Genomic DNA, 17,698 nt, shown 5'->3' on the forward strand with positions numbered 1-17,698 from the left:
GGCCGCCCTTGCCGGAGCGGATCGTGAACCGAGCGGCCGGCAGGTCGAGGTCGGCAGTGCGCGCGCAGCGCCGAGGACCTGGCCGAACGTCTGCTGTAGCCATCTATGGCCGCGGGATTCTCGACGGCCTTGACCGTTTGCGGACCGTTCATCCAATCGCCGCCGGCTGGGAGCGTGCCGCTTCTACGGTCGCGCCATGTCCACTACTTCTCTGTCCCGGCGCGGCATCCTCGCCGGCGCGGGCGCCGTGGCTGCGGCGCTCGCATCACCCCTCGACGCCGTGCCTGCGTACGCCGCCGCCAAGCGCGGCCTGCTGATCTTCGTCGCCCTCGACGGCTTCGACATCGACTACCTCGACGGTCGGGCGCCGATGCCGAACCTGATGTCGCTGGCGCGGCTCGGCTCGGTGACCACCAACACCGGCGTGATGGCCAGCATCACCAACCAGTCATGGACGGCGATCTCGTGCGGCGCCTTCCCCGACCGCACCCGCAACGCCGCCTACTACTACGACGAGGCGGCCGGCGTCGCCCGTGGCCAGAGCCGCGACAGTGCGGTCGAGGGACTCGCCCAGGCGTGGCGACCGCAGGGCATCCAGATCGGTTCCGCGCAGTGGTTCATCCTGCAGGACAAAGGCATCGCGTACGGCGACCCTGACGGCCTCTACACCCAGCCCGGCGGACGGATCAGCGCGCGCGTCGACGACGCGATCGCCATGCTCACCGGGCAACCCGTCAACAGCGGCGGCACGATGGTGACCATCACCCGGCGACCGGACTTCCTGGCGGTCTACTCCAGCGACCTCGACGGCGACGGGCACTCGTTCGGGCCCGACGACCCGCGGATGCTCGACACCATGCGCGAGACCGACGTCGAGCTCGGACGGCTGATCCGAACGGTCAAGGATCTCGACCTCTTCGGTCGGACGACCTGGGTGGTCACCGGCGACCACGGCATGACCGGCTGGAACACGCCGATGGCCGCTCAGGCAGTCGCCGCCCTCGCCACCGCGGGCTTCACGCCCGAGGTGATCGGGTCCGGTGGTCGGCCATCGCCGGAGACCGATGTCGTCTTGGTCTCCGGCGGCAGCATCGCGTCCGTGCATCTCCTCGGCCCGCTGGCCACCGACGACGCCGCGATCGGCCGTGCCCACGCGGCGCTTGCCGACGTCGAAGGTGTCGCGACCGTGCTGACCAAGACCGACCAGGCAGAGCTGCGGATGGCGCCCCAATACGGCCAGCTGGTGCTCGAACTGGCAGCACCGTACGCGCTGTCCTTCAACCCGCCAGCCGAGGGCTTCGACGGACGCCACGGCAGTCGCGCGGAGACCAAGGTGCCACTCATCTTGTCCGGCCACCGGATCCGGCCCGGGAGGCCGCCGCGGAGCCCACGCCACGTCGACCTGGCCGCGACGATGTCGGCGATCCTCGGGATCGACCCACCCGCGCAGTCCGAGGGCCGGGTGCTGCGGGAGTCGCTGTTGCTCTGATCCGCGAACGGCCGGCAACTGGCGCCCCAGCGCGGCCTGGTCTGGTGATCGTCTTTGTCTGAGCCTGCTGGTTTCATGACACACGCCGGATCGGGAGGGTGGTCTCCGGCTCCAACACTCACCCCGGCGTACCACCTTACGGCGCAGAACGAGGGCGATGCCGGTGGGTTCGTCGAGTTCCGTAGCCTCGTGGTCATGTCGGAGGAGGCGGTATCCCGCGGCAGGGAGCGGGCGAGCGTCGAGCATGGGCTTTCGCCGAGCATCGTGTTGCCGGCGGATGCTCGCCTGCGGCCGTGGGTCGCCCGTGACCACGAAGGGTTCGACGAGGCGGCATTTCCACACGGCGACTTCGTGGACCCCGCTACGTTGGTCACAGTGCTGGCCGTGAAGGTGACGGACCAGCCGTGGCATCCCCCGCTGCTCGTCAACGCCCCGCGCACCTCCCACACCCGCATCCACGGACCGTGGGCACCCGCCATCGTGGCGCGCCTGGCCCCTCTCGGCGCCTACAAACTGCTCGGGCCTGCCCTCTCGGAGATCGGCGGATCGTTGCACGTCGCTCTCGAGGACGTCGTCGGCGCGGAGGCCCGCCGGCTCGGCGAGCAGGTCCAGTCTGCCCGCACGTGGGAGGAGCGCAGCCGGCTACTCGACGCCTTCCTGCTCGACCGCGCCACCAGAGGACCGCAGCCGTCGCCCGAGGTGACCCACGCCTGGCGCCTGCTCGCGCACTCCGACGGGAGGGACCTGATCAGGGAGATCGCACGCCAGGTGGGCTGGAGCCACAAGCACCTCATCACCAAATTCAAGCAGCAGGTCGGCGTGGCACCCCACATGGCAGCCCGGCTCCTGCGGCTCTCGACCGTGTGGCGGCACCTCGACCACGGCCAGAGCTGGGCCCGCATCGCCGCCGAGTCCGGCTACGCCGACCAGGCCCACCTCATCCGCGAGTTCCGCCACTTCACCGGCACCACCCCGGCCGCGCTCATCACCGCCTGATCACAACACGACTGCGGAACCCACGCCCGCGAGCTGCTGGCCTCACCCGTTCTGTGCACTGGATATCGCTCTGAAGAGGTATCCAGTTCACAGAGCGTCAGCGCCACACTGCTTCCCCCGTCTGCGCTCTGGCCAGCCGCATCGCCGTCCGGATGTTGTGCCGAAGGTCATCGCCGACGTTCACACGTGGGAACGGCTCGTCCGGAACGTCGACACCGAGGAACCAGCACAGCGGCTCCCAGCCCTCCTGCACGCGATAGACCAGCAGCCGCTCGGCCGGCAGGCTACACCGCACCCGTTCGTAGTGCTCCTCGAATACCCGCAGGCAGTGCGCCTTGTCGAACACCTGCCCCTCGAAGGTCGCCATGACCACCGTGACCAGCGCCTCCTCCACCTGCGCGTAGCCAGACTCCTTGGCCCCCTGCCGCTCCTCGTCGGTCCGCTCCTGGTCGAGCTCGGCGCTGACCTGGAACATCCGGACGTGGCTGTCCCACCAGAGTTCCGGATCGCGTTCTGTGAGCAGGATCTTCGCGTCTGGATATGCAGCGGACAACTGCTCCCAGAAGTAGATGGTCGGCCAGTCCAAAGTGGCACGATAACCCTCGAAGATCACCGACCAGTCGAACTCACCGCCGGCTTCGTACGCGGCCAGCCAATGGTCGCCGTCCGTCGATCGACGCAGCGCCTCCATGCCGTGATAGCACGGCCCGAACCCCAACCGTTCCAGCGCCGCCTTCACCGACATCGACCCGGTCCGATGCAGCCCGACCCCTATGACCTGCAGTCCGTCGCTCATGCAGACCACGATGGGGCAACGTGCCGTCGAGATCTTGAACGAAATTCACCTGAGCCGGGGTGCTGGGTATCTTCATCGGCGCTACGCAGAACGAGGAGTGGGAGCGTCTCCGGGCGTTCTACGGCGGCGACGCCCTTTACAGGCATCCAAGACGACGATCCCACTTTGGCTGTGGCGCCTAGGAGGACGAGCATTGGCGCGAACTGTGACTGCCGGCACCGTCCGGATAGCCCGCCCCACCCTCATTGAGAGTCCTTGCGGACGGGGCATGTGAGACTCTGCTGGTCACGGCGCCGGCGATCGGCTTGACCTCACGAGCGTGTCCGGCCGGGTTTCCCCGAACGGACACCCCGCACCCAAGTGGCGGTCCGGGTGGCGACTGGTCGCAGCTTGGACTAACCGCGAACCGGGACGTCAACGCCCAGGTGTAGATGGTCGTGGTGACTGGCGTTCGCATGCTTATCGTTGCAGAACCCGCGCCGACTACGCGGGCTGAGGGCGTCGGCCTTGCTCTGGTGACCGCGCGGGAGCGTTATGGCTGGACTCCGTGACGGCAGTGTGGACGGCTGATCAGCCGATCTTGCCGGTGAGGGTCTTGACCACCTCGGGTTGGAGCCGGTCCTGGAGGACCTGGTTCGGGTCCTCGGAGACGCCTTCGATCTCAACGTGCCCGGACGTCGACACCTCGAACGCGAGCGGGCCTCGATGACATTCGAGGGTGGAGTAGGTGTCGCTTCCGGACCGGAAACATGCGTCCGCGCCGCCGACGTCGACTGACTTGACGAAGTCCCATTTCGTCTTCCGTTCGATGGCCGATGCGCGCTCCTGTTCGTAGTGTGGGCGGACGGTCTCTGGGTCGGCCACGGTCGTGATGGTGATGGTGATGTCGATCGAGCGATCCGCACTGTAGTGGATCTGGTAGTCGCAGGAGCCGCTCTTGGCATCTCCGGTGAGGTTGTCGTCGCTCATGAAGTCTGGGTCGAGGACTGTGACCGGTTCAGGTGTGCGTTCGACATTCTCATGGCCGGGCAGGAGAGCGTTGATCTCGCGGTCGGTGAGGAAGGTACAGGCGTCGGGCCACTGCTCGGGATGCACGGGCCCGGACTCGGTCGGTGGCATCTGGATGGGTGTTCGTGACGGGGGCGCCTCTCCGAGTGCGACGGCTTGGCGCAGCCTGCGGCCAAGGCCGCAAGAATGGCGACGACGGCGAGGGCAGTGAGTCGGGCCATGTCCTCACCTCTTCCGCGGTGTGGCGAGCCGGCGGTCGCGGATCCGGCGGGCGAGGATGATCAGGGCGATGGGCACCAGGGTGGCGCCCCACAGCAACGCGGAGCGCACACCGGTTCCATGGGGCTCGGGCTCATCGCCGTCGGTGGCTTGGTCGGCGGGCGATGGGTCGGCGAAGACGGCGGTAGCCCCGAACCACATCTTTTTGGTGTTCGGGTCCCGGGTGGGTTGGTCTGCCGCCTGCTCGACAGCGTCGGACAGTCCCGGGAAGTCGCGTGCGTACTCCTTCGCACTCACCCGTTGGCGGGGAACGTGGGAGAAGTCGACGCCTCCGAAGACGTAGGTCCGCGTGTAGGTCGTGTTGCCCTGCTGGAACTTGTCGGTGACCTCAAACTCGTGCTCGGTGTAGGAGCGGACGTAACGACGGAAGGTGTCGGTCGGTTTCCAGTCCTCCTCGGTCACCCAGCGGTCGATCTTGCCCGACCCGATGATCTCGCCGTACGCGGTCTGCTGGTAGCCGTGCCGCTCACGGACCCACTCCGCGGCCACCCTGCTCAGGTAGACGCGCCGCAACTCGGCGTACTCCGGTGCGGAGCTCACTCGACGTTCGACCAACGGCAGAATGCGATCACGGTAGACCTTCTCGTTGTGCTCCTCATCAGCAGCCGACTGCCGCTCGCAGGAGCGATACGTGCCGGTGCCCTTGTCGTCGAGGTACTCAGTCTCCATCATCACCTGCAGGGGTGCGTGGAGGATGTGAAGCTCTTCGTCGGTTGCGTACACCGCTGCGGGCGCGGGCACGATCCACTGCCGCATCGAGACGCACTTCTCGCGGCCCCGCAGCTGTGCCCAGAACTGGTGGCCGGTCCTGTTCCTGGGGTCGGTCAGGTCGGCGACGGTCTTCTTGAGCTGGAGATCGGCCTCGAGGAGGATCCGGCCCGCGTCCGTCCGGCCGAAGTCCTTATCGATGATGCGGTGTGGCTCGTTCGGGTTGAGGTTCACCCAGAAGTCCGCCGCGGGCAGTGCCAACCACACGAAGAACGCGTCCGATGCCTGATCGGCGTTGCGTAGCCCGGCGACGACGTTCGCGTTGCCAGCCCCGGAGTCTGCCGTGAACGCGTAGGTAATATCCCTGGTCTCGTCCGAGCCTGGCGCGTCCCTGAGATACCGCAACTCCAGGGACGTGAAGTCGATGCCGCCGGTCTCCGCGGCAAGTGCCCGGGCGAGACCACTCTCCTCGGTCTCGCCACAGGCCGCCAGCCTGATGTCGACCGGTTCACCGCCCAGCGAACCGGTGACGGTGCCGTCGTCGGGGCACTTCCCCGATTGGGTTAGCTCCGCCAGGAACAACTCCTCCGCGAGCTGCCGCTGCCGCTTCACCTCGTTCTCGGCCGCCTTCGCCAGGTGCGACGCCTGCCAGAGGTTCCTCAGCTCCTCGGCGTTCTTCTGCGGACGGTGGGGGACGAGATAGAGGACCCGGGCGTTCTTGATTCTGTCTTTCAACCACTCAAGGCATGTTTTTGGCGTTGCTGTCATGCACGGGGACCGCTCCGTAATGATTGCCTGCGCCCGGGCCTCCAGCTCGCTGAGGACGGTCTGGCTGGAGATGCTGAGGGCGCGCAGTGCTTCGATCGCGGCCAAGATCACCTTGGGCTCTGAATGGAGACTGCTCTTCAGGTCGCTAGCGTTGGTGATGACGAGATATCTGCTGTTCCTGGCGAGCCCTAAGGCCTGGCGCTTGGCGGGGCTCATCGATGCGCCGTCGACGTACTCGTAGCGTGCCTTGTTTCCGAATGCTGACGTCGGCTGGGTCGGCAGGTCGGTCACGTCGACATACAGCTCCGCGACGTTGTGCCCGAATGGCGTCTTTGTCTGGCGGGCTCGAAAGTCCCGCAAGCCGTCCAAAGCGGGATGGTCGAAGCCAACCCCCGGGCTGATGTGATCCCATTCTGACGGTATCGGATCATTCGGCCCGGCCGGCAACTCTCGCGCTGTCGCCCCGGTCGCGGCCTGACCCTGCAGCGCGACTGTCGCGACGGTGGTCGGATGTGGCGTTGCGCCGCCTGACGCGGTCGCATGTGGCTGGCCTGGGGCGAAGAGGATAGGGCTCACCAGCACTGCCGTGACCGCCAGAGCGCGTGCTATCCGCAATGAAAGCGTGTGCATGTCCCCCCGTGTGCTTCCCAAGTATCGGGCGCAGAGCACCAGTCGACCCGCAGCTGTCGATCACCACAACCAACACGATGAGCATGGCGTCGTCAAGATCATTCGACCGTGGTCGAATGATCTCGATTGCCCGTCACTCGCGTGCAGCGACGAAGGTCCGCCCGGTGTCGACAGCCGCGACCCACGAGGAGGCGCGAACGGCGTTGACGGCTACGCCGCCGAGGTGCTGGGTCCGGTGCGGTTCGTCGTCGACCGATCCCGGGACCAACCGTGGCGACCGGCCGAACTACAGGCCGCCCTCGACATGCTCAAAGGTGGAGATCCCGCCAATGCGCGTGGAGCACGAGGGGCGATTCGCGGCCGTGGCATCGAGGAGCGGCTTCCCGCGTCACCCGGTTGGTCGGCCCTCGGGCGCGTCGCCGGTCCGCGAGTCATCGCGATCTCCAAGCCGGTGACGACAGCCTCGAGCTGTGCGTCCTTGGGTCCTTGACGGGCCAGCTGCACACCTGATCCCGGCCGGCTACGACTAGCCTGACATGTTGGTGAAGTCCGGCGGGAGCGTGTTCTCGGTTCCTTTTGCGCCTCCTGCGACTCGTTCATGTCGCGCGCGGTCTAGTGCCCCCGCACCACGAAACCGGTAGGTCAGTCCGAGCAGGGCCAGCAGCACGACGGCACCGATGAAGATCCACCATCCCATGGCAAGAGTGTGCGGGCCACTTCGCGTGCCGGCAAGACGGTTCGCCGACTGGGACGAAACCATGACCGCGCGGACTCTGGTTGGTCGTGCCTCCGCGTGCCACTATGCACCCGTCCTGCCTTGAGGCTCGAGGTGCAGACGTTGAGCCGCTTCGGTGTGCCGTCGACGATCGCGGGCGCCCGCTGGATGTTGGGCTCGAACCGGCGAGGAGTGCGGCGGCGTACGAACGTCAGCGCCCCCGATTCGTGTACCAACCCGAGTACGCCGGAAGGTGCCGAATGGCTGGTCAGGTACCAATCCGTCCTCCGACGGCTCCGGCCACTAGCACCAGATCCCCACATGTTCGTGTCCGTAAGAGGATCCCGTGAGACGACATGGCGGTGGTCGCCGAGTCTCGTCGACGTCTGCCGGGGCCGTTCGGGCTGCCGCCGATATGGTGTGTGCCAGTCCAGAGCGCGGAGGACCCTATGGCAAGCCGCCCTGCCAACAGCCAACCCATGACTGACCTGAATCTGATCGACTCCCACGCCGGCGAGGTTCACCCAGCAGATGTCATCCTCGTTTTCGGAACCCGCCACTGGAACGCGGCCGAAGTCGCTGCCGAGTTGTACTTCTCGGACTACGCGCCGATGATCGTCACCACCGGGGGTCCAAAGCGCCATCCCCGCGGCGCAAGTGAGGCGGTTCAACACCAACAGCTCCTGCTCAGCGCAGGGGTCCCTGCCGAGGCGATCATCGTAGAGAGTCGATCATCGACCACCCCGGAAAACGTGACAATGGCACTGCCCCTCATCGCTGATTCCGTTAGCAATGTTCGGTCAGTGATCGCCGTGGTGAAGTGGTGTCACCGGCGCGCCGTGGTGACTCTCGCAGCGCATGCTCCATGGATTGAGCGGATTTACGCGGCCGACTACGAGCCGTTCAATGCCCAGAAGCGGGTCGCTGCGACCCGGAGCAACTGGCAAGACACCTACCAGGAACGGGTCGAGCGTGAGAGGCGGTACATGCAAGAACTCGCATCGAACGGCCTCGATCTATTGCAGCGCACTGACTCTGGGTGGATCCGCACGGTTTGATAGCGGGCTCTCCCGTTGCCCAATGCGCCCCCACAACACGACAGCCGCCAGGAGACACCGCACGACGAGGACTCTAACGTCGTTCCGCCGACGTACTCCCGCGACCAACAACTACTGGAGTACGTCGACCACTGCCTGCGCAAGGTCGACGACGTCTTCGCCGACCTCACCGACGACCGAGCCGAAGAACCCGTCGCCGCCTCGCACGGCGCTCGCCACCGGGGAGCGCCCGTCGGGGAGATGCTCGTGATCGGTCTGGTCCACCTCCAGCTGCACGCGGCCCAGATCCGCACGTTCCTGGCGACCCGAGGCGTCCCCTGGGCTGGCGAGTAGCGAATGACTCGGCTGCGCGTCCACCTGGCCATCCACCACCGGACGCGTACAAACCGGCTGAGGAAACCACAACGGGTGCGACATAGTTTTCCAAGCCTGACTGGCCGGAAAGGGTTGTGCGGCCTGATGGCAGGATGACGTGGGTCGCACCGAAGGTAGAGCGGGGACGCCGGACAAACATGGCCTGTGGCGAGCGAGAAATGCTGCAGGACTGGTTGAAGCTGCGGCGGGTGTTCCTACTGCGGAAGTGCGCCGGCCTGACCGCCGTCCAGCTCAAGACCGCCGCCGCCAGGCCGCCGACGCCGACATCAACTACCTGACCTTCCTGGCCGAGACTGCCAAATGTGACGCAGCGGTGGCAGGCCGCGGATTGGACGAGTTCGCCGATGACGCCAAGGCCCCGACCGGCAAGGTCAGCCTCCGCTGGGTCTACATCCACGTCCTGGAGGAGTACGCGCAGCACACCGGCCACGCCGATCTCATCCGTGAGGGCATCGACGGCACCACGGGTGCGTAACCTCGTACTCGGCTCGTCCGTAAAGCGAACCCCTTGCGGGCGGCGCCCGCTGTAGCCCCTGAGTGCGGCGATTGCCTCGAGGCTGCGACGCGGCGCGCCTACTGTCCGGCGAGCTTGGCCACGACCGGTGCGAGCGTGTCGGCGAAGTCGGCGCCGATGACGAAATAGGAGAAGCCGATCTCCTCGCGTCGTCGTTGGATTTCTTCGGCGACTGCCGCGGGGTCACTCGGAAGTATGACGAGCGAGTCTGCCGCGCGAAGTGCCGCAGTGTCGAGGTTGGGCGGTGCCATGAACGGAGCGACACCGTCGCCGACGGCGGCGACGTGCTGGACGAGTTCGATGTCGCGTCCGACAGCGAAGTCGCGTACCCGGCGCGTGGTTTCGACCCGATCATCTTCCGGTGGGAGTACGAACGTGACTGCGTCGGCGACGTCGAGCGCCAGCGCCTGCGACTTCGGTCCGCTCACCGCCATGACGACCGGCGTGTGCAGATCCGGGCCGTCAAAGGTACGCAGGGTGGTCACGGTCTCGCGCATTCTGGCGCGACGCTCAGCTGGGGAGACGGCCGGCAGCCCCAGTTCGACTTCGATCCCGGGTCGGCCGGCGCCGATGCCCATTTCGAAGCGGCCTTCGGTGAGTACTGAGAGTGAGTGGGCTTCCCATGCTGTGCTCCATGGTTGGCGCAGCGCGGCGGCATAGACCCACGAGCCGATCCGCAGGTCAGCGAGCGCGGCCGCGGTTGCCAGCGTGGGGCCAAGTGCTGGTTGCCACGTAGGAACGTCGGGCATCAGCAACGTTGAGTAGCCGCTGCCGGCGATGCGGCGTACGCGGTCTCGCCACGTCGGCAGGTCAGAAGTGAGCGGGGCAACGACGCCGAATCGGAATGGTCTGGTTACTCGCATGGCCTGCTCCTGCATTGTGGTTCTCCTTGGCTCTGGAGACCTTGTTCGGTCCGGTTGCCCTATCCACGAACCGGCCACCAAGAATTCGACAACGCCGCCAAGAATATCGACATTTCGATCGGAGATGGATCGCTCTGGTCGTTGATCACACTGCGCAGATTGCGCGATCGTCGGGCACCTTCCGTCCCGCAAACCTGCCCGGTGAACGATCCACTTACGGACACAGCCGCGTCGGCGTACGAGTGCCTTCCGAGGTGCGTCCTTCGCGCTCGGGTCCCGGTCCCGCACGCTCAACCCGCGAGCGCGGCCGCGCACTGAGCCCAGGTCATCGGGTGCCCCCAGAAGCCTGCGAGTGTGTCGAGGAACTCGTGCTTACGTGGCTGGTCGCCGTCGGAGGTGTCGACACCTTCGATCAACACCACGGCCGGGTAACCGCGCAGCCTGATCTCGATCAGGCTCGCCAGGACGCACACCTCCAACACCAACCCCATGATCACGACCGGTTCACTCAGGTCCGGCGGACCGATCGCCGCGTCCAGCCACGCCGCGAACCCGGCCGGATCGGGCCGCGCAGGCCCGGGCACGGCGGCCGCTCGTCCACCGCCGTCGCGCACCCAGGTTGGCGCGATTGAACCCTTCACCCACGGTGCGGCCGGCTTGACGTCCGCAGGGATCACAGACTCATACCCCCACTGACCGGGCACGCAGGTGGCATCGGCGTCGCCGCCGCCCGGACTGCGATAGTCGGAGACGATCTCGGCTACTGCGACGCCGTGCGTACGGGCGAATGGCACCACCGTGTCCGTGACGAACTCGACGCAAGGTTGCCCGCCATAGTGCACCCCGCCAGGGGAGGCGAAGTCGTGCTGGAAATCAACGCTGATCAGCCGCATCCACCCAGTCCACCAGGGACCACCGACATCGCCGGATCCGATGCCCCAGGCAGCGTCCGCAAGGGGATCCCTTGCGGACGCCCGCATGGTCGTCGTCGTGGTCGCCCCAGGCGTCGACGGTTGACGTTCCCTCAACGGACGGCGCGTGGGCGACAAGGGAAGGGCTGTCGGGCGCGTCATGCCACCGCTCGACGACGGTCGCGAACGCCTCGGCCGCCGCCTCCTCAGCGATATCGTGGTCACCGAAACGCCTGGCCGGGGCAGCGAGCACCGGCGCCAGTCCTTGCGGTGGGCGTCGGTGATCGCCTCCCGGACGTCGACCACGCTCACAGGAACGGCCGCACCTCGACCTTCCGAATTGCAGTCCCTCGACCCCTCGGTCGCGAGCTTCAGCGCGACGTCGAGGTCAGGGGCCCGCATGACCCAGAAGCCGGCGAGGAACTCCTTCGACTCCAGGAAGGGCCCGTCCGTGACCATCGCCTCCCCACCCCGGTTGTCGATGACGGTCGCCGTGCCGGACGCCCCGAGGCCGCCCGCGAAGACCCAGTGACCCTCCGCCTCGAGCCGGTCGTTGAACACGTTGATGGCAGCCATCTCGTCCGGAGTGGCGAGACCGGGCTTGTCGTGGATCACGGAACCAGGTACTGCATCTGAAGATCATCTCCTGTCCTATGGGTACGCTCCTCATGGGCTCTGATCGATCCGACTGGTCGAAGCGCTCGCTTGACCTGCGCTGGTCGTTGACGACCTCGCCCGCAGTGTCCAGCGCGCACACAGGGCGGCTGTCGCCGGGGTCGGCGCGGGCCTCGGGCAATCCAATCCCTGACCGGAACGCGGCCCCTGGCCCGAGACCGTCTCGCTGTCGGATCGGTCACAAGCGGCGTACCAGAAAGTCCTCGAAAGAAATCCGGACAGTGGCGTCGGATCGGGGCAGGGGCATTCGTAGCAGGGGTGAAGGCTGCCCACGAGGGCCGCAGTCCAAACAAGCCGGCAGCCTATGAGAGGGACAACCATGAACGACTACCTGATCTACGAACTCGCCAAGCAGCGCCACGCTGAGCTCGTCGACGAGGTCCGCCCGACTCACGGGAGGCTGACGCCATGCGGAAACTGACTTTCGGCATGAACATGAGCCTGGACGGCTACATCGCCGCGCCCGGCGACGACCTCGGCTGGGGCGTGCCGAGCGACGAGCTGTTCCAGTGGTGGTCGGACCGGGTGGGGGCGACAGGCCTGGCGCTGTACGGGCGCAGACTGTGGGAGACGATGAGTTCCCACTGGCCGACCGCCGACCAGCAGCCTGGAGCCACACCGGCGCAGATCGAGTTCGCCCGCCGTTGGCGGGACATGCCGAAGGTGGTGTTCTCCTCGACGACCAGCACGGTCGACTGGAACACCCGCCTGGTCACCGGCGACGCGGTCACCGAGATCACCAGGCTCAAGACCGACGACGGTCGCCCCATGGACATCGGCGGCGCCACACTCGCCGCGGCTGCCATGCGGGCTGGGCTGATCGACGAGTACGCGATCGTCACCCACCCGGTCCTGGTGGGCGGCGGCACGCCGTTCTTCACAGCCCTGGACAACTGGGTGAACCTGAGCCTGGTGGAGACCCGGACGTTTCCCGACGGCGTGCTCCTGACCAGGTACGAAACCAGACCCTGAGTACCCGACCTCGGATCGGCGAGGGCTTCGGGCCACCCAAGGATCTCGTAGCACTGTGTTCCAAGGCGATCGTGACGTCCCTGCCGGATCCTGTTCTTCACCGCAGACGATCGGTGGGGATAGGGATCGTTTTCCGAACGTTGAGGTGCTCTCGGCGCCGCCCGTCGTGGCTCGTGCCAGATCTGCCGCCCGATTTGGCGACCTGCCATGATGACGTGCCATGATTTGCGTGTGGCCGAGTTGATCGTCGTGACCGGACCGCCCGGTGCAGCGGCCAACGCGACTGGCAGATGCCGCGCGACCGGTTAGAATCGCTCTGAATGGGCGGCAGGCATTTGCGGGCCCGTTCCTTGAATTTCGTTGGAGAGGCTGCTCATGGCGGATGGCGTCTGGGGTCGGGTGCATCGCGACCTACCCGGCCGGCGGGGCACGCGCTGACACGGTAGGTACGGACGTGTCGTCGCGTGCTGCGCAGGTATGCAGCAATGCGATGCTGCCGGGAGCTTCCTGATCGCGGGAGCCTTGCCCGGTGGCCAATTGGCGGGCATGGCAGCCGTGAGAACGCTGCCAGCTCTGCCGGGCTTCCTTGATCCTGCCGTGTCGCAGAAGGTCATTTGCCAGCTTCGACACCACGGCGCAGACAGCCCTAGATGTGGTCGAACCTGGCACCGCTGCGACCCTGCGAAGGTGTCATGTACCCCCACGAACCTCAACGCCGCATCGTCGTCACGGGGATGGCTGGATCCGGGAAATCCACGTTCTCCCGGGCCCTTGCGGTCAAGTCCGGCCTGCCGCTCATTCATCTGGACCTCCAGTTCTGGAAGCCCGGCTGGACCGAACCGTCGGAGGCCGAGTGGCGCGAGAAACAACGTCGCGTCCTTGCCGGCGACGCGTGGATCGCCGATGGCAACTACACCGAGACGCTCGATCTCCGGCTCGAACGCGCCGACACCGTGGTGGTCCTCGCCACGCCGTGGTGGCGGTGCGCGGGACGAGCGTTGCTGCGCGGCCTCCGCATGCCGGACCAGCTACCAGACGGATGTCAGTACTCGGCCTGGCAACGGTTGCGCGATGAATGGCGCCTCATCCCGGTCATCTGGCGGAACCGGCGCACGGACCCCGAAGCCGAGCAAGGGATCATTGCCCGACACGGGCAACACGCGACCCGGCACGTGCTCAAGTCCAAACGAGCGATCAAGGAATTCCTCGACGGGTCCGTCGACGTCACGGGGAGGGGAGGTGAAGATGGAAACAGCTGAGGCGCGGCGTGGGGTGGCTGCGGTGATGTTGACCGCCTCAGCACTCGGCCTGGCCGTCGACGACGCGATCGTTCTCAGCAACTCCAACCGACTCGTCATCCGCCTGAGGCCATGCGACATCGTCGCCCGAGTCACGCCCATGACGCATTTCGCAAGCGCAGAGCGAGAAGTTGAACTCGCCAGACGGCTCGCGCAGACAGACAGCCCGGTCGCCCCGCTCGAGCCTCGGGTCGAACCACGCGTCTTCGCCCATGACGGCTTCAAGATCGCCATGTGGGCCTACTTCGAACCTGCGCAGTCTCGAACGCTTCCGCCGGCCGAGTACGCCCAAGCACTCGCACGTCTTCACACCGGCCTGCGGCGGATCGAGGTCACGACGCCACACTTCATGGATCGAGTGGCTGCTACTGGCCGAGACGTTGCCAGCGGTGACGTCACTCCCGACCTCACCGATACGGACCGGGCGCTGCTCACCAACACACTGCGCGATCTGGGGCGATCAATCCTCAACCGGCGCGCCCCAGAACAGCTGCTGCACGGCGAGCCGCACCCGGGGAACATCCTCACCACAAAGAACGGGCCGCTCTTCATCGACTTCGAAAACACCGCCCATGGGCCTGTCGAGTACGACCTGGCTTGGGTGCCCAGCGAGGTCAGCCAGCACTACCCCGACGCTGACCAAGACTTGGTCGGCGAGTGCAGGGGGATCGTACTCGCGATCGTCGCAGCGCACCGCTGGAGCCGAGGCGACCAACACCCCAGCGGCAGAGAATCGGGAGTCGCGTTCCTTCACGTTCTGCGAGATGGTCCGCCGTGGCCGGCACTCGACGAAGTCATCTGGTAGAGCGGCCCTGGCGCTGGATCACGTCCGCTGACACACTCCGACGCAAGCTGCACCTATCCCCGAACTGAGCGGGCATTCGGCGCATCCGTTTGGGGATCCGCTCGTGCGACGAGTTGATCAGGGTGGATGAAGACCTGAGTTGTGATCGGTACACGTCGGTCGGTCGCCGCTGCCACGATCAGGGTTGAAAATCTGCGGCGCATTTCGATAGCCAGAGACCACGCCCGGCCGACGGGGCTGGCTGGCTTGCTCAATCCTTCGAAGGAGACCGCCGCGATGACAACGACATGGGCCACCCACACCGTCTGTTCCGACCCTGGCCGGCACGTCGACCTCGTACGCGCGTTGCCGGTGGATGTGGAGTCCACGAGCGCTGTCGCGCGCAACGTGATCGGCCACTTCGGCACCGATTTCGTCGATCTCCAGGCAGCCCAGCGTGACGAGGTCAACCTCCGCTTCCTGGCCCGCATCCTCGACGTCGACCAGGACCGCCTCCCACAGCCGCTCGACCAACCCCGCGATCCCCAGACCCGCGTGGCCGGATGCTGCCGCGATCACTCGGTGTTCGTCGTCGGCGTCCTGCGGGAGCAGGGAACTCCAGCACGCACCCGCGTCGGGTTCGCCGACTACTTGGTGAGTGGCCGGCGCGTCGATCACGTCATCGTCGAATATCTGTCGGCCGGACGTTGGATCAGGATTGACCCCGAGATGGCTCCAGGGACAGTTTCATTCGATCCCGCCGACATGGGGGCCGGACCGCATGCCTCGTTCCAGACAGCGGCCGAGGCGTGGCAATCGTGTAGGCAGGATCCTGACAAGTTCGATCGCTACCAAGTGCCACCCGGATCGGGGTTCACCGACGCAGGGCAAGTCATCCGGGCCTACGTGGCGTTGGAGTTGGCACACAGGTGTCGGCAGGAATTGCTCCTCTGGGACACCTGGCCGGGCCTGGGTTCCTTCAACGCCGACCTCGTCGACCGGGTCGCTCGACTGCTGTTGGCCGCCGACGCGGGAGACGAGGCGAGCAACACCGAACTCGCCGCGATCTACGCCCGCTACGGCCCAGGCAGAACCGTCACCCAGCTGTCGCCATACGGCGCGCCGCCTCAGCGAGTCAAGATCGAACCAGAACCAACCAGCCGGCGGCATGTCTCATAGCTGCCCGGTGCAGGATCGGCTTCCGTACGTATCCAGGACGCGTGCTAGAACTCACGGCGAGGGCACCCTGCGCTCGACGACCGACGGAGATGTCATGAACCCCGTTCCCACGCCGCTGTTCACCGCATCTATCGAACGAGCGAGTCCGAACCGCCTGGCCGGTGAGCGCGAGATGTTGACCGGTCAGCTCGACTACCACCGGGCGACGCTGCTGCACAAGCTGGAGGGCCTTGACGACGAGCAGCTACGCCGGCAGATGACCAGGTCCGGCCTATGCCTTTTGGGGCTGGTGAAGCATCTGGCCGGCACCGAGCAGGGCTGGTTCTTGAAGATCTACGCAGGGATTGACGAGCCGGACCTGTACGACCCGGAGGCCGACTTCCGGGTCAACCCCGATGAGACCGTGGACGGGCTGGTCGGGCTGTACCTGCGCACATGCCAGCGGGCGCGCGAGGTGGTGGCCACAGGCAGGGTGGACGACGTCGTCACCACGCCCTCGGGCGCGCCGGGCAACCTCCGCGCGATCCTGGCCCACATGATCCAGGAGACCGCACGACACAACGGCCACGCCGACATCATCCGCGAGGCGATCGACGGCGCCACCGGCCAGTGAAGCGCTGACGCCCGCCCGCTGGCTGCCTGCCTGCCTGCCTGCTGCGGTGTCCGCTGAGGGATCCCTCTCTGCGAGGTCAAGCTGTGTCCGAGCTGATCCTGTCGGCGTGGCGGGTGTTGGCGGTGCACCAGGCCTCGACCATGGCGTTGCCGCCGTGTCCTTCGCCCTCGTCGATGATCAGCTCGCTGCCGGGCCAGGCTTGGTGGAGTCTCCAGGGGATCACCGCTGGTCCGCTGACATCACGGCGTCCGTGGATCAGCGTGCCGGGTACACCGGCCAGCCGGTCCATCTGCTCCAAGATCGACGGAGCAAGGAAGCCATCATTGGCCCAGTAGTGGGTGACGAGTGTGGCGAAGACGTGCCGGAACTCGTCGTCATCCCAGCGAGGATTCCGGTGCACGCCGTCGGTACCGATGGAGATGTGATGATCTTCCCAGTCCGTCCAGGCGAGCGATGCGGCATCGCGTGTCGCCGAGACCGGGTGCCTCATCAGCTGTGCGTACGCCTCGATGAGTCGGCCGTGATCGCGCCGGTAGCCAATGCCGGCTCGTTCGGCGTGGCTGGCGAGGCGATCCCATGCCTCGGGGAAGATCGCACCTACAGCCTCGGTGATCCAATTGACCTGGAACCGGTCTGTCGTGGTGACCGCCATGGCCACGATGCCAAGGACTCGCTCCGGGTAGGCCTGCGCGTACGCGAGGGCGAGAGTAGAGCCCCATGACACACCGTTGACCAGCCACCGGTCGATCTGGAGGTGCTCACGCAACCGTTCCAGGTCGTCGATCAGATGGGCCGTCGTGTGCTGGGTCAGGTCGTAGCCCGGCACTGTGACATGCGGCGTAGATCGACCGCACCCCCGCTGGTCCAGGCCGATGACACGAAACCTCGACGGATCGAACCTGTTCCGGTAGCCGCCCTGGCCGAGGGTGCCGCCTGGTCCGCCATGCAGATACACCGCAGGAATGCCACCAGGATCCCCCGACTCCTCCCAGTAGACCTCGTGGCCACCACCGACAGCCAGCAACCCGAACGCCCGCACCTCTGCCTTCTCGAACACGACGGGCGAC

At 66.4% G+C, this 17,698-nt stretch carries 17 protein-coding genes and 1 pseudogene; 10 read left to right on the forward strand and 8 right to left on the reverse strand.

The features are described from left to right. Positions 1-196 precede the first annotated feature (196 nt). A complete protein-coding gene (locus ABN034_RS24430) occupies positions 197-1,489 on the forward strand; it encodes an alkaline phosphatase family protein (RefSeq protein ID WP_349693312.1) in 1,293 nt (430 codons plus the stop codon). Positions 1,490-1,684: 195 nt separating this feature from the next. Further along, the gene (locus tag ABN034_RS24435) at positions 1,685-2,485 is read left to right on the forward strand and encodes a helix-turn-helix domain-containing protein (RefSeq protein WP_349693313.1); all 801 of its coding nucleotides are present in this window, start codon (positions 1,685-1,687) and stop codon (positions 2,483-2,485) included. 97 nt (positions 2,486-2,582) lie between these two features. Here the strand turns inward: ABN034_RS24435 and ABN034_RS24440 are convergent, their stop codons facing one another. The 5 genes and pseudogenes from ABN034_RS24440 to ABN034_RS24460 all read right to left on the reverse strand — a co-directional run. Further along, the gene (locus ABN034_RS24440) at positions 2,583-3,281 is read right to left on the reverse strand and encodes a sulfotransferase family protein (RefSeq protein ID WP_349693314.1); all 699 of its coding nucleotides are present in this window, start codon (positions 3,279-3,281) and stop codon (positions 2,583-2,585) included. A gap of 570 nt (positions 3,282-3,851) precedes the next feature. Next, entirely contained in the window at positions 3,852-4,400 is a 549-nt protein-coding gene (locus ABN034_RS24445) for a hypothetical protein (protein WP_349693315.1), read from the reverse strand. A gap of 114 nt (positions 4,401-4,514) precedes the next feature. Further along, positions 4,515-6,413 (reverse strand): hypothetical protein, encoded by a 1,899-nt coding sequence (locus ABN034_RS24450; protein ID WP_349693316.1) that lies wholly within the window; start codon positions 6,411-6,413, stop codon positions 4,515-4,517. A gap of 787 nt (positions 6,414-7,200) precedes the next feature. Continuing rightward, the gene (locus tag ABN034_RS24455) at positions 7,201-7,371 is read right to left on the reverse strand and encodes a hypothetical protein (RefSeq protein WP_349693444.1); all 171 of its coding nucleotides are present in this window, start codon (positions 7,369-7,371) and stop codon (positions 7,201-7,203) included. A gap of 107 nt (positions 7,372-7,478) precedes the next feature. Then, positions 7,479-7,592 (reverse strand): annotated as a pseudogene (locus ABN034_RS24460) (large ribosomal subunit protein bL28); the annotation flags it as partial. 276 nt (positions 7,593-7,868) lie between these two features. On the opposite strand from ABN034_RS24460, the gene ABN034_RS24465 reads away from it, so the two are divergent. The 3 genes from ABN034_RS24465 to ABN034_RS24475 all read left to right on the forward strand — a co-directional run bounded on the left by ABN034_RS24465 (position 7,869) and on the right by ABN034_RS24475 (position 9,297). Next, a complete protein-coding gene (locus tag ABN034_RS24465) occupies positions 7,869-8,447 on the forward strand; it encodes a YdcF family protein (RefSeq protein ID WP_349693317.1) in 579 nt (192 codons plus the stop codon). A 15-nt stretch (positions 8,448-8,462) separates the two neighbouring features. Beyond that, entirely contained in the window at positions 8,463-8,780 is a 318-nt protein-coding gene (locus ABN034_RS24470) for a DinB family protein (protein WP_349693318.1), read from the forward strand. Positions 8,781-9,027: 247 nt separating this feature from the next. Further along, entirely contained in the window at positions 9,028-9,297 is a 270-nt protein-coding gene (locus ABN034_RS24475; protein WP_349693319.1) for a mycothiol transferase, read from the forward strand. Between the two features lie 98 nt (positions 9,298-9,395). On the opposite strand, the gene ABN034_RS24480 is transcribed toward ABN034_RS24475, so the two are convergent. Both ABN034_RS24480 and ABN034_RS34555 read right to left on the reverse strand, forming a co-directional pair. Beyond that, complete coding sequence (locus ABN034_RS24480) at positions 9,396-10,199, reverse strand: LLM class flavin-dependent oxidoreductase (protein WP_349693320.1); 804 nt, start codon at positions 10,197-10,199, stop codon at positions 9,396-9,398. 290 nt (positions 10,200-10,489) lie between these two features. Beyond that, positions 10,490-11,725: a YciI family protein gene (locus ABN034_RS34555; RefSeq protein WP_502879088.1), complete on the reverse strand. Its 1,236-nt coding sequence runs from the start codon at positions 11,723-11,725 to the stop codon at positions 10,490-10,492. Positions 11,726-12,193: 468 nt separating this feature from the next. On the opposite strand from ABN034_RS34555, the gene ABN034_RS24500 reads away from it, so the two are divergent. The 5 genes from ABN034_RS24500 (at position 12,194) to ABN034_RS24520 (ending at position 16,631) form a co-directional block, all read left to right on the forward strand. After that, positions 12,194-12,757 (forward strand): dihydrofolate reductase family protein, encoded by a 564-nt coding sequence (locus tag ABN034_RS24500; protein WP_349693323.1) that lies wholly within the window; start codon positions 12,194-12,196, stop codon positions 12,755-12,757. Between the two features lie 692 nt (positions 12,758-13,449). After that, positions 13,450-14,016, forward strand: a complete 567-nt coding sequence (locus ABN034_RS24505; RefSeq protein WP_349693324.1) for a P-loop NTPase family protein — start codon at positions 13,450-13,452, stop codon at positions 14,014-14,016. Next, positions 14,003-14,860, forward strand: a complete 858-nt coding sequence (locus ABN034_RS24510) for an aminoglycoside phosphotransferase family protein (RefSeq protein WP_349693325.1) — start codon at positions 14,003-14,005, stop codon at positions 14,858-14,860. The genes ABN034_RS24505 and ABN034_RS24510 overlap by 14 nt, the downstream gene beginning before the upstream one ends. A gap of 276 nt (positions 14,861-15,136) precedes the next feature. After that, positions 15,137-16,018 carry a transglutaminase-like domain-containing protein gene (locus ABN034_RS24515; protein ID WP_349693326.1) on the forward strand — a complete coding sequence of 294 codons (882 nt, stop codon included), beginning with the start codon at positions 15,137-15,139 and terminating at the stop codon, positions 16,016-16,018. A 94-nt stretch (positions 16,019-16,112) separates the two neighbouring features. Further along, positions 16,113-16,631, forward strand: a complete 519-nt coding sequence (locus ABN034_RS24520; protein WP_349693327.1) for a DinB family protein — start codon at positions 16,113-16,115, stop codon at positions 16,629-16,631. Between the two features lie 76 nt (positions 16,632-16,707). Here the strand turns inward: ABN034_RS24520 and ABN034_RS24525 are convergent, their stop codons facing one another. Next, positions 16,708-17,688, reverse strand: a complete 981-nt coding sequence (locus ABN034_RS24525) for an alpha/beta fold hydrolase (RefSeq protein WP_349693328.1) — start codon at positions 17,686-17,688, stop codon at positions 16,708-16,710. Positions 17,689-17,698: the final 10 nt, after the last annotated feature.

It is taken from the genome of Actinopolymorpha sp. B11F2, assembly GCF_040195635.1.
Classification (GTDB): domain Bacteria; phylum Actinomycetota; class Actinomycetes; order Propionibacteriales; family Actinopolymorphaceae; genus Thermasporomyces.

Excerpts from the sequence above, each read along its gene's own strand:
- ABN034_RS24430 (WP_349693312.1), top strand. The coding sequence starts at position 197 with ATGTCCACTACTTCTCTGTCCCGGCGCGGCATCCTCGCCGGCGCGGGC.
- ABN034_RS24435 (WP_349693313.1), top strand. The coding sequence starts at position 1,685 with ATGTCGGAGGAGGCGGTATCCCGCGGCAGGGAGCGGGCGAGCGTCGAG.
- ABN034_RS24440 (WP_349693314.1), bottom strand. The coding sequence starts at position 3,281 with ATGAGCGACGGACTGCAGGTCATAGGGGTCGGGCTGCATCGGACCGGG.
- ABN034_RS24445 (WP_349693315.1), bottom strand. The coding sequence starts at position 4,400 with ATGCCACCGACCGAGTCCGGGCCCGTGCATCCCGAGCAGTGGCCCGAC.
- ABN034_RS24455 (WP_349693444.1), bottom strand. The coding sequence starts at position 7,371 with ATGGGATGGTGGATCTTCATCGGTGCCGTCGTGCTGCTGGCCCTGCTC.
- ABN034_RS24465 (WP_349693317.1), top strand. The coding sequence starts at position 7,869 with ATGACTGACCTGAATCTGATCGACTCCCACGCCGGCGAGGTTCACCCA.
- ABN034_RS24480 (WP_349693320.1), bottom strand. The coding sequence starts at position 10,199 with ATGCGAGTAACCAGACCATTCCGATTCGGCGTCGTTGCCCCGCTCACT.
- ABN034_RS24500 (WP_349693323.1), top strand. The coding sequence starts at position 12,194 with ATGCGGAAACTGACTTTCGGCATGAACATGAGCCTGGACGGCTACATC.
- ABN034_RS24505 (WP_349693324.1), top strand. The coding sequence starts at position 13,450 with ATGTACCCCCACGAACCTCAACGCCGCATCGTCGTCACGGGGATGGCT.
- ABN034_RS24510 (WP_349693325.1), top strand. The coding sequence starts at position 14,003 with ATGGAAACAGCTGAGGCGCGGCGTGGGGTGGCTGCGGTGATGTTGACC.
- ABN034_RS24515 (WP_349693326.1), top strand. The coding sequence starts at position 15,137 with ATGACAACGACATGGGCCACCCACACCGTCTGTTCCGACCCTGGCCGG.
- ABN034_RS24520 (WP_349693327.1), top strand. The coding sequence starts at position 16,113 with ATGAACCCCGTTCCCACGCCGCTGTTCACCGCATCTATCGAACGAGCG.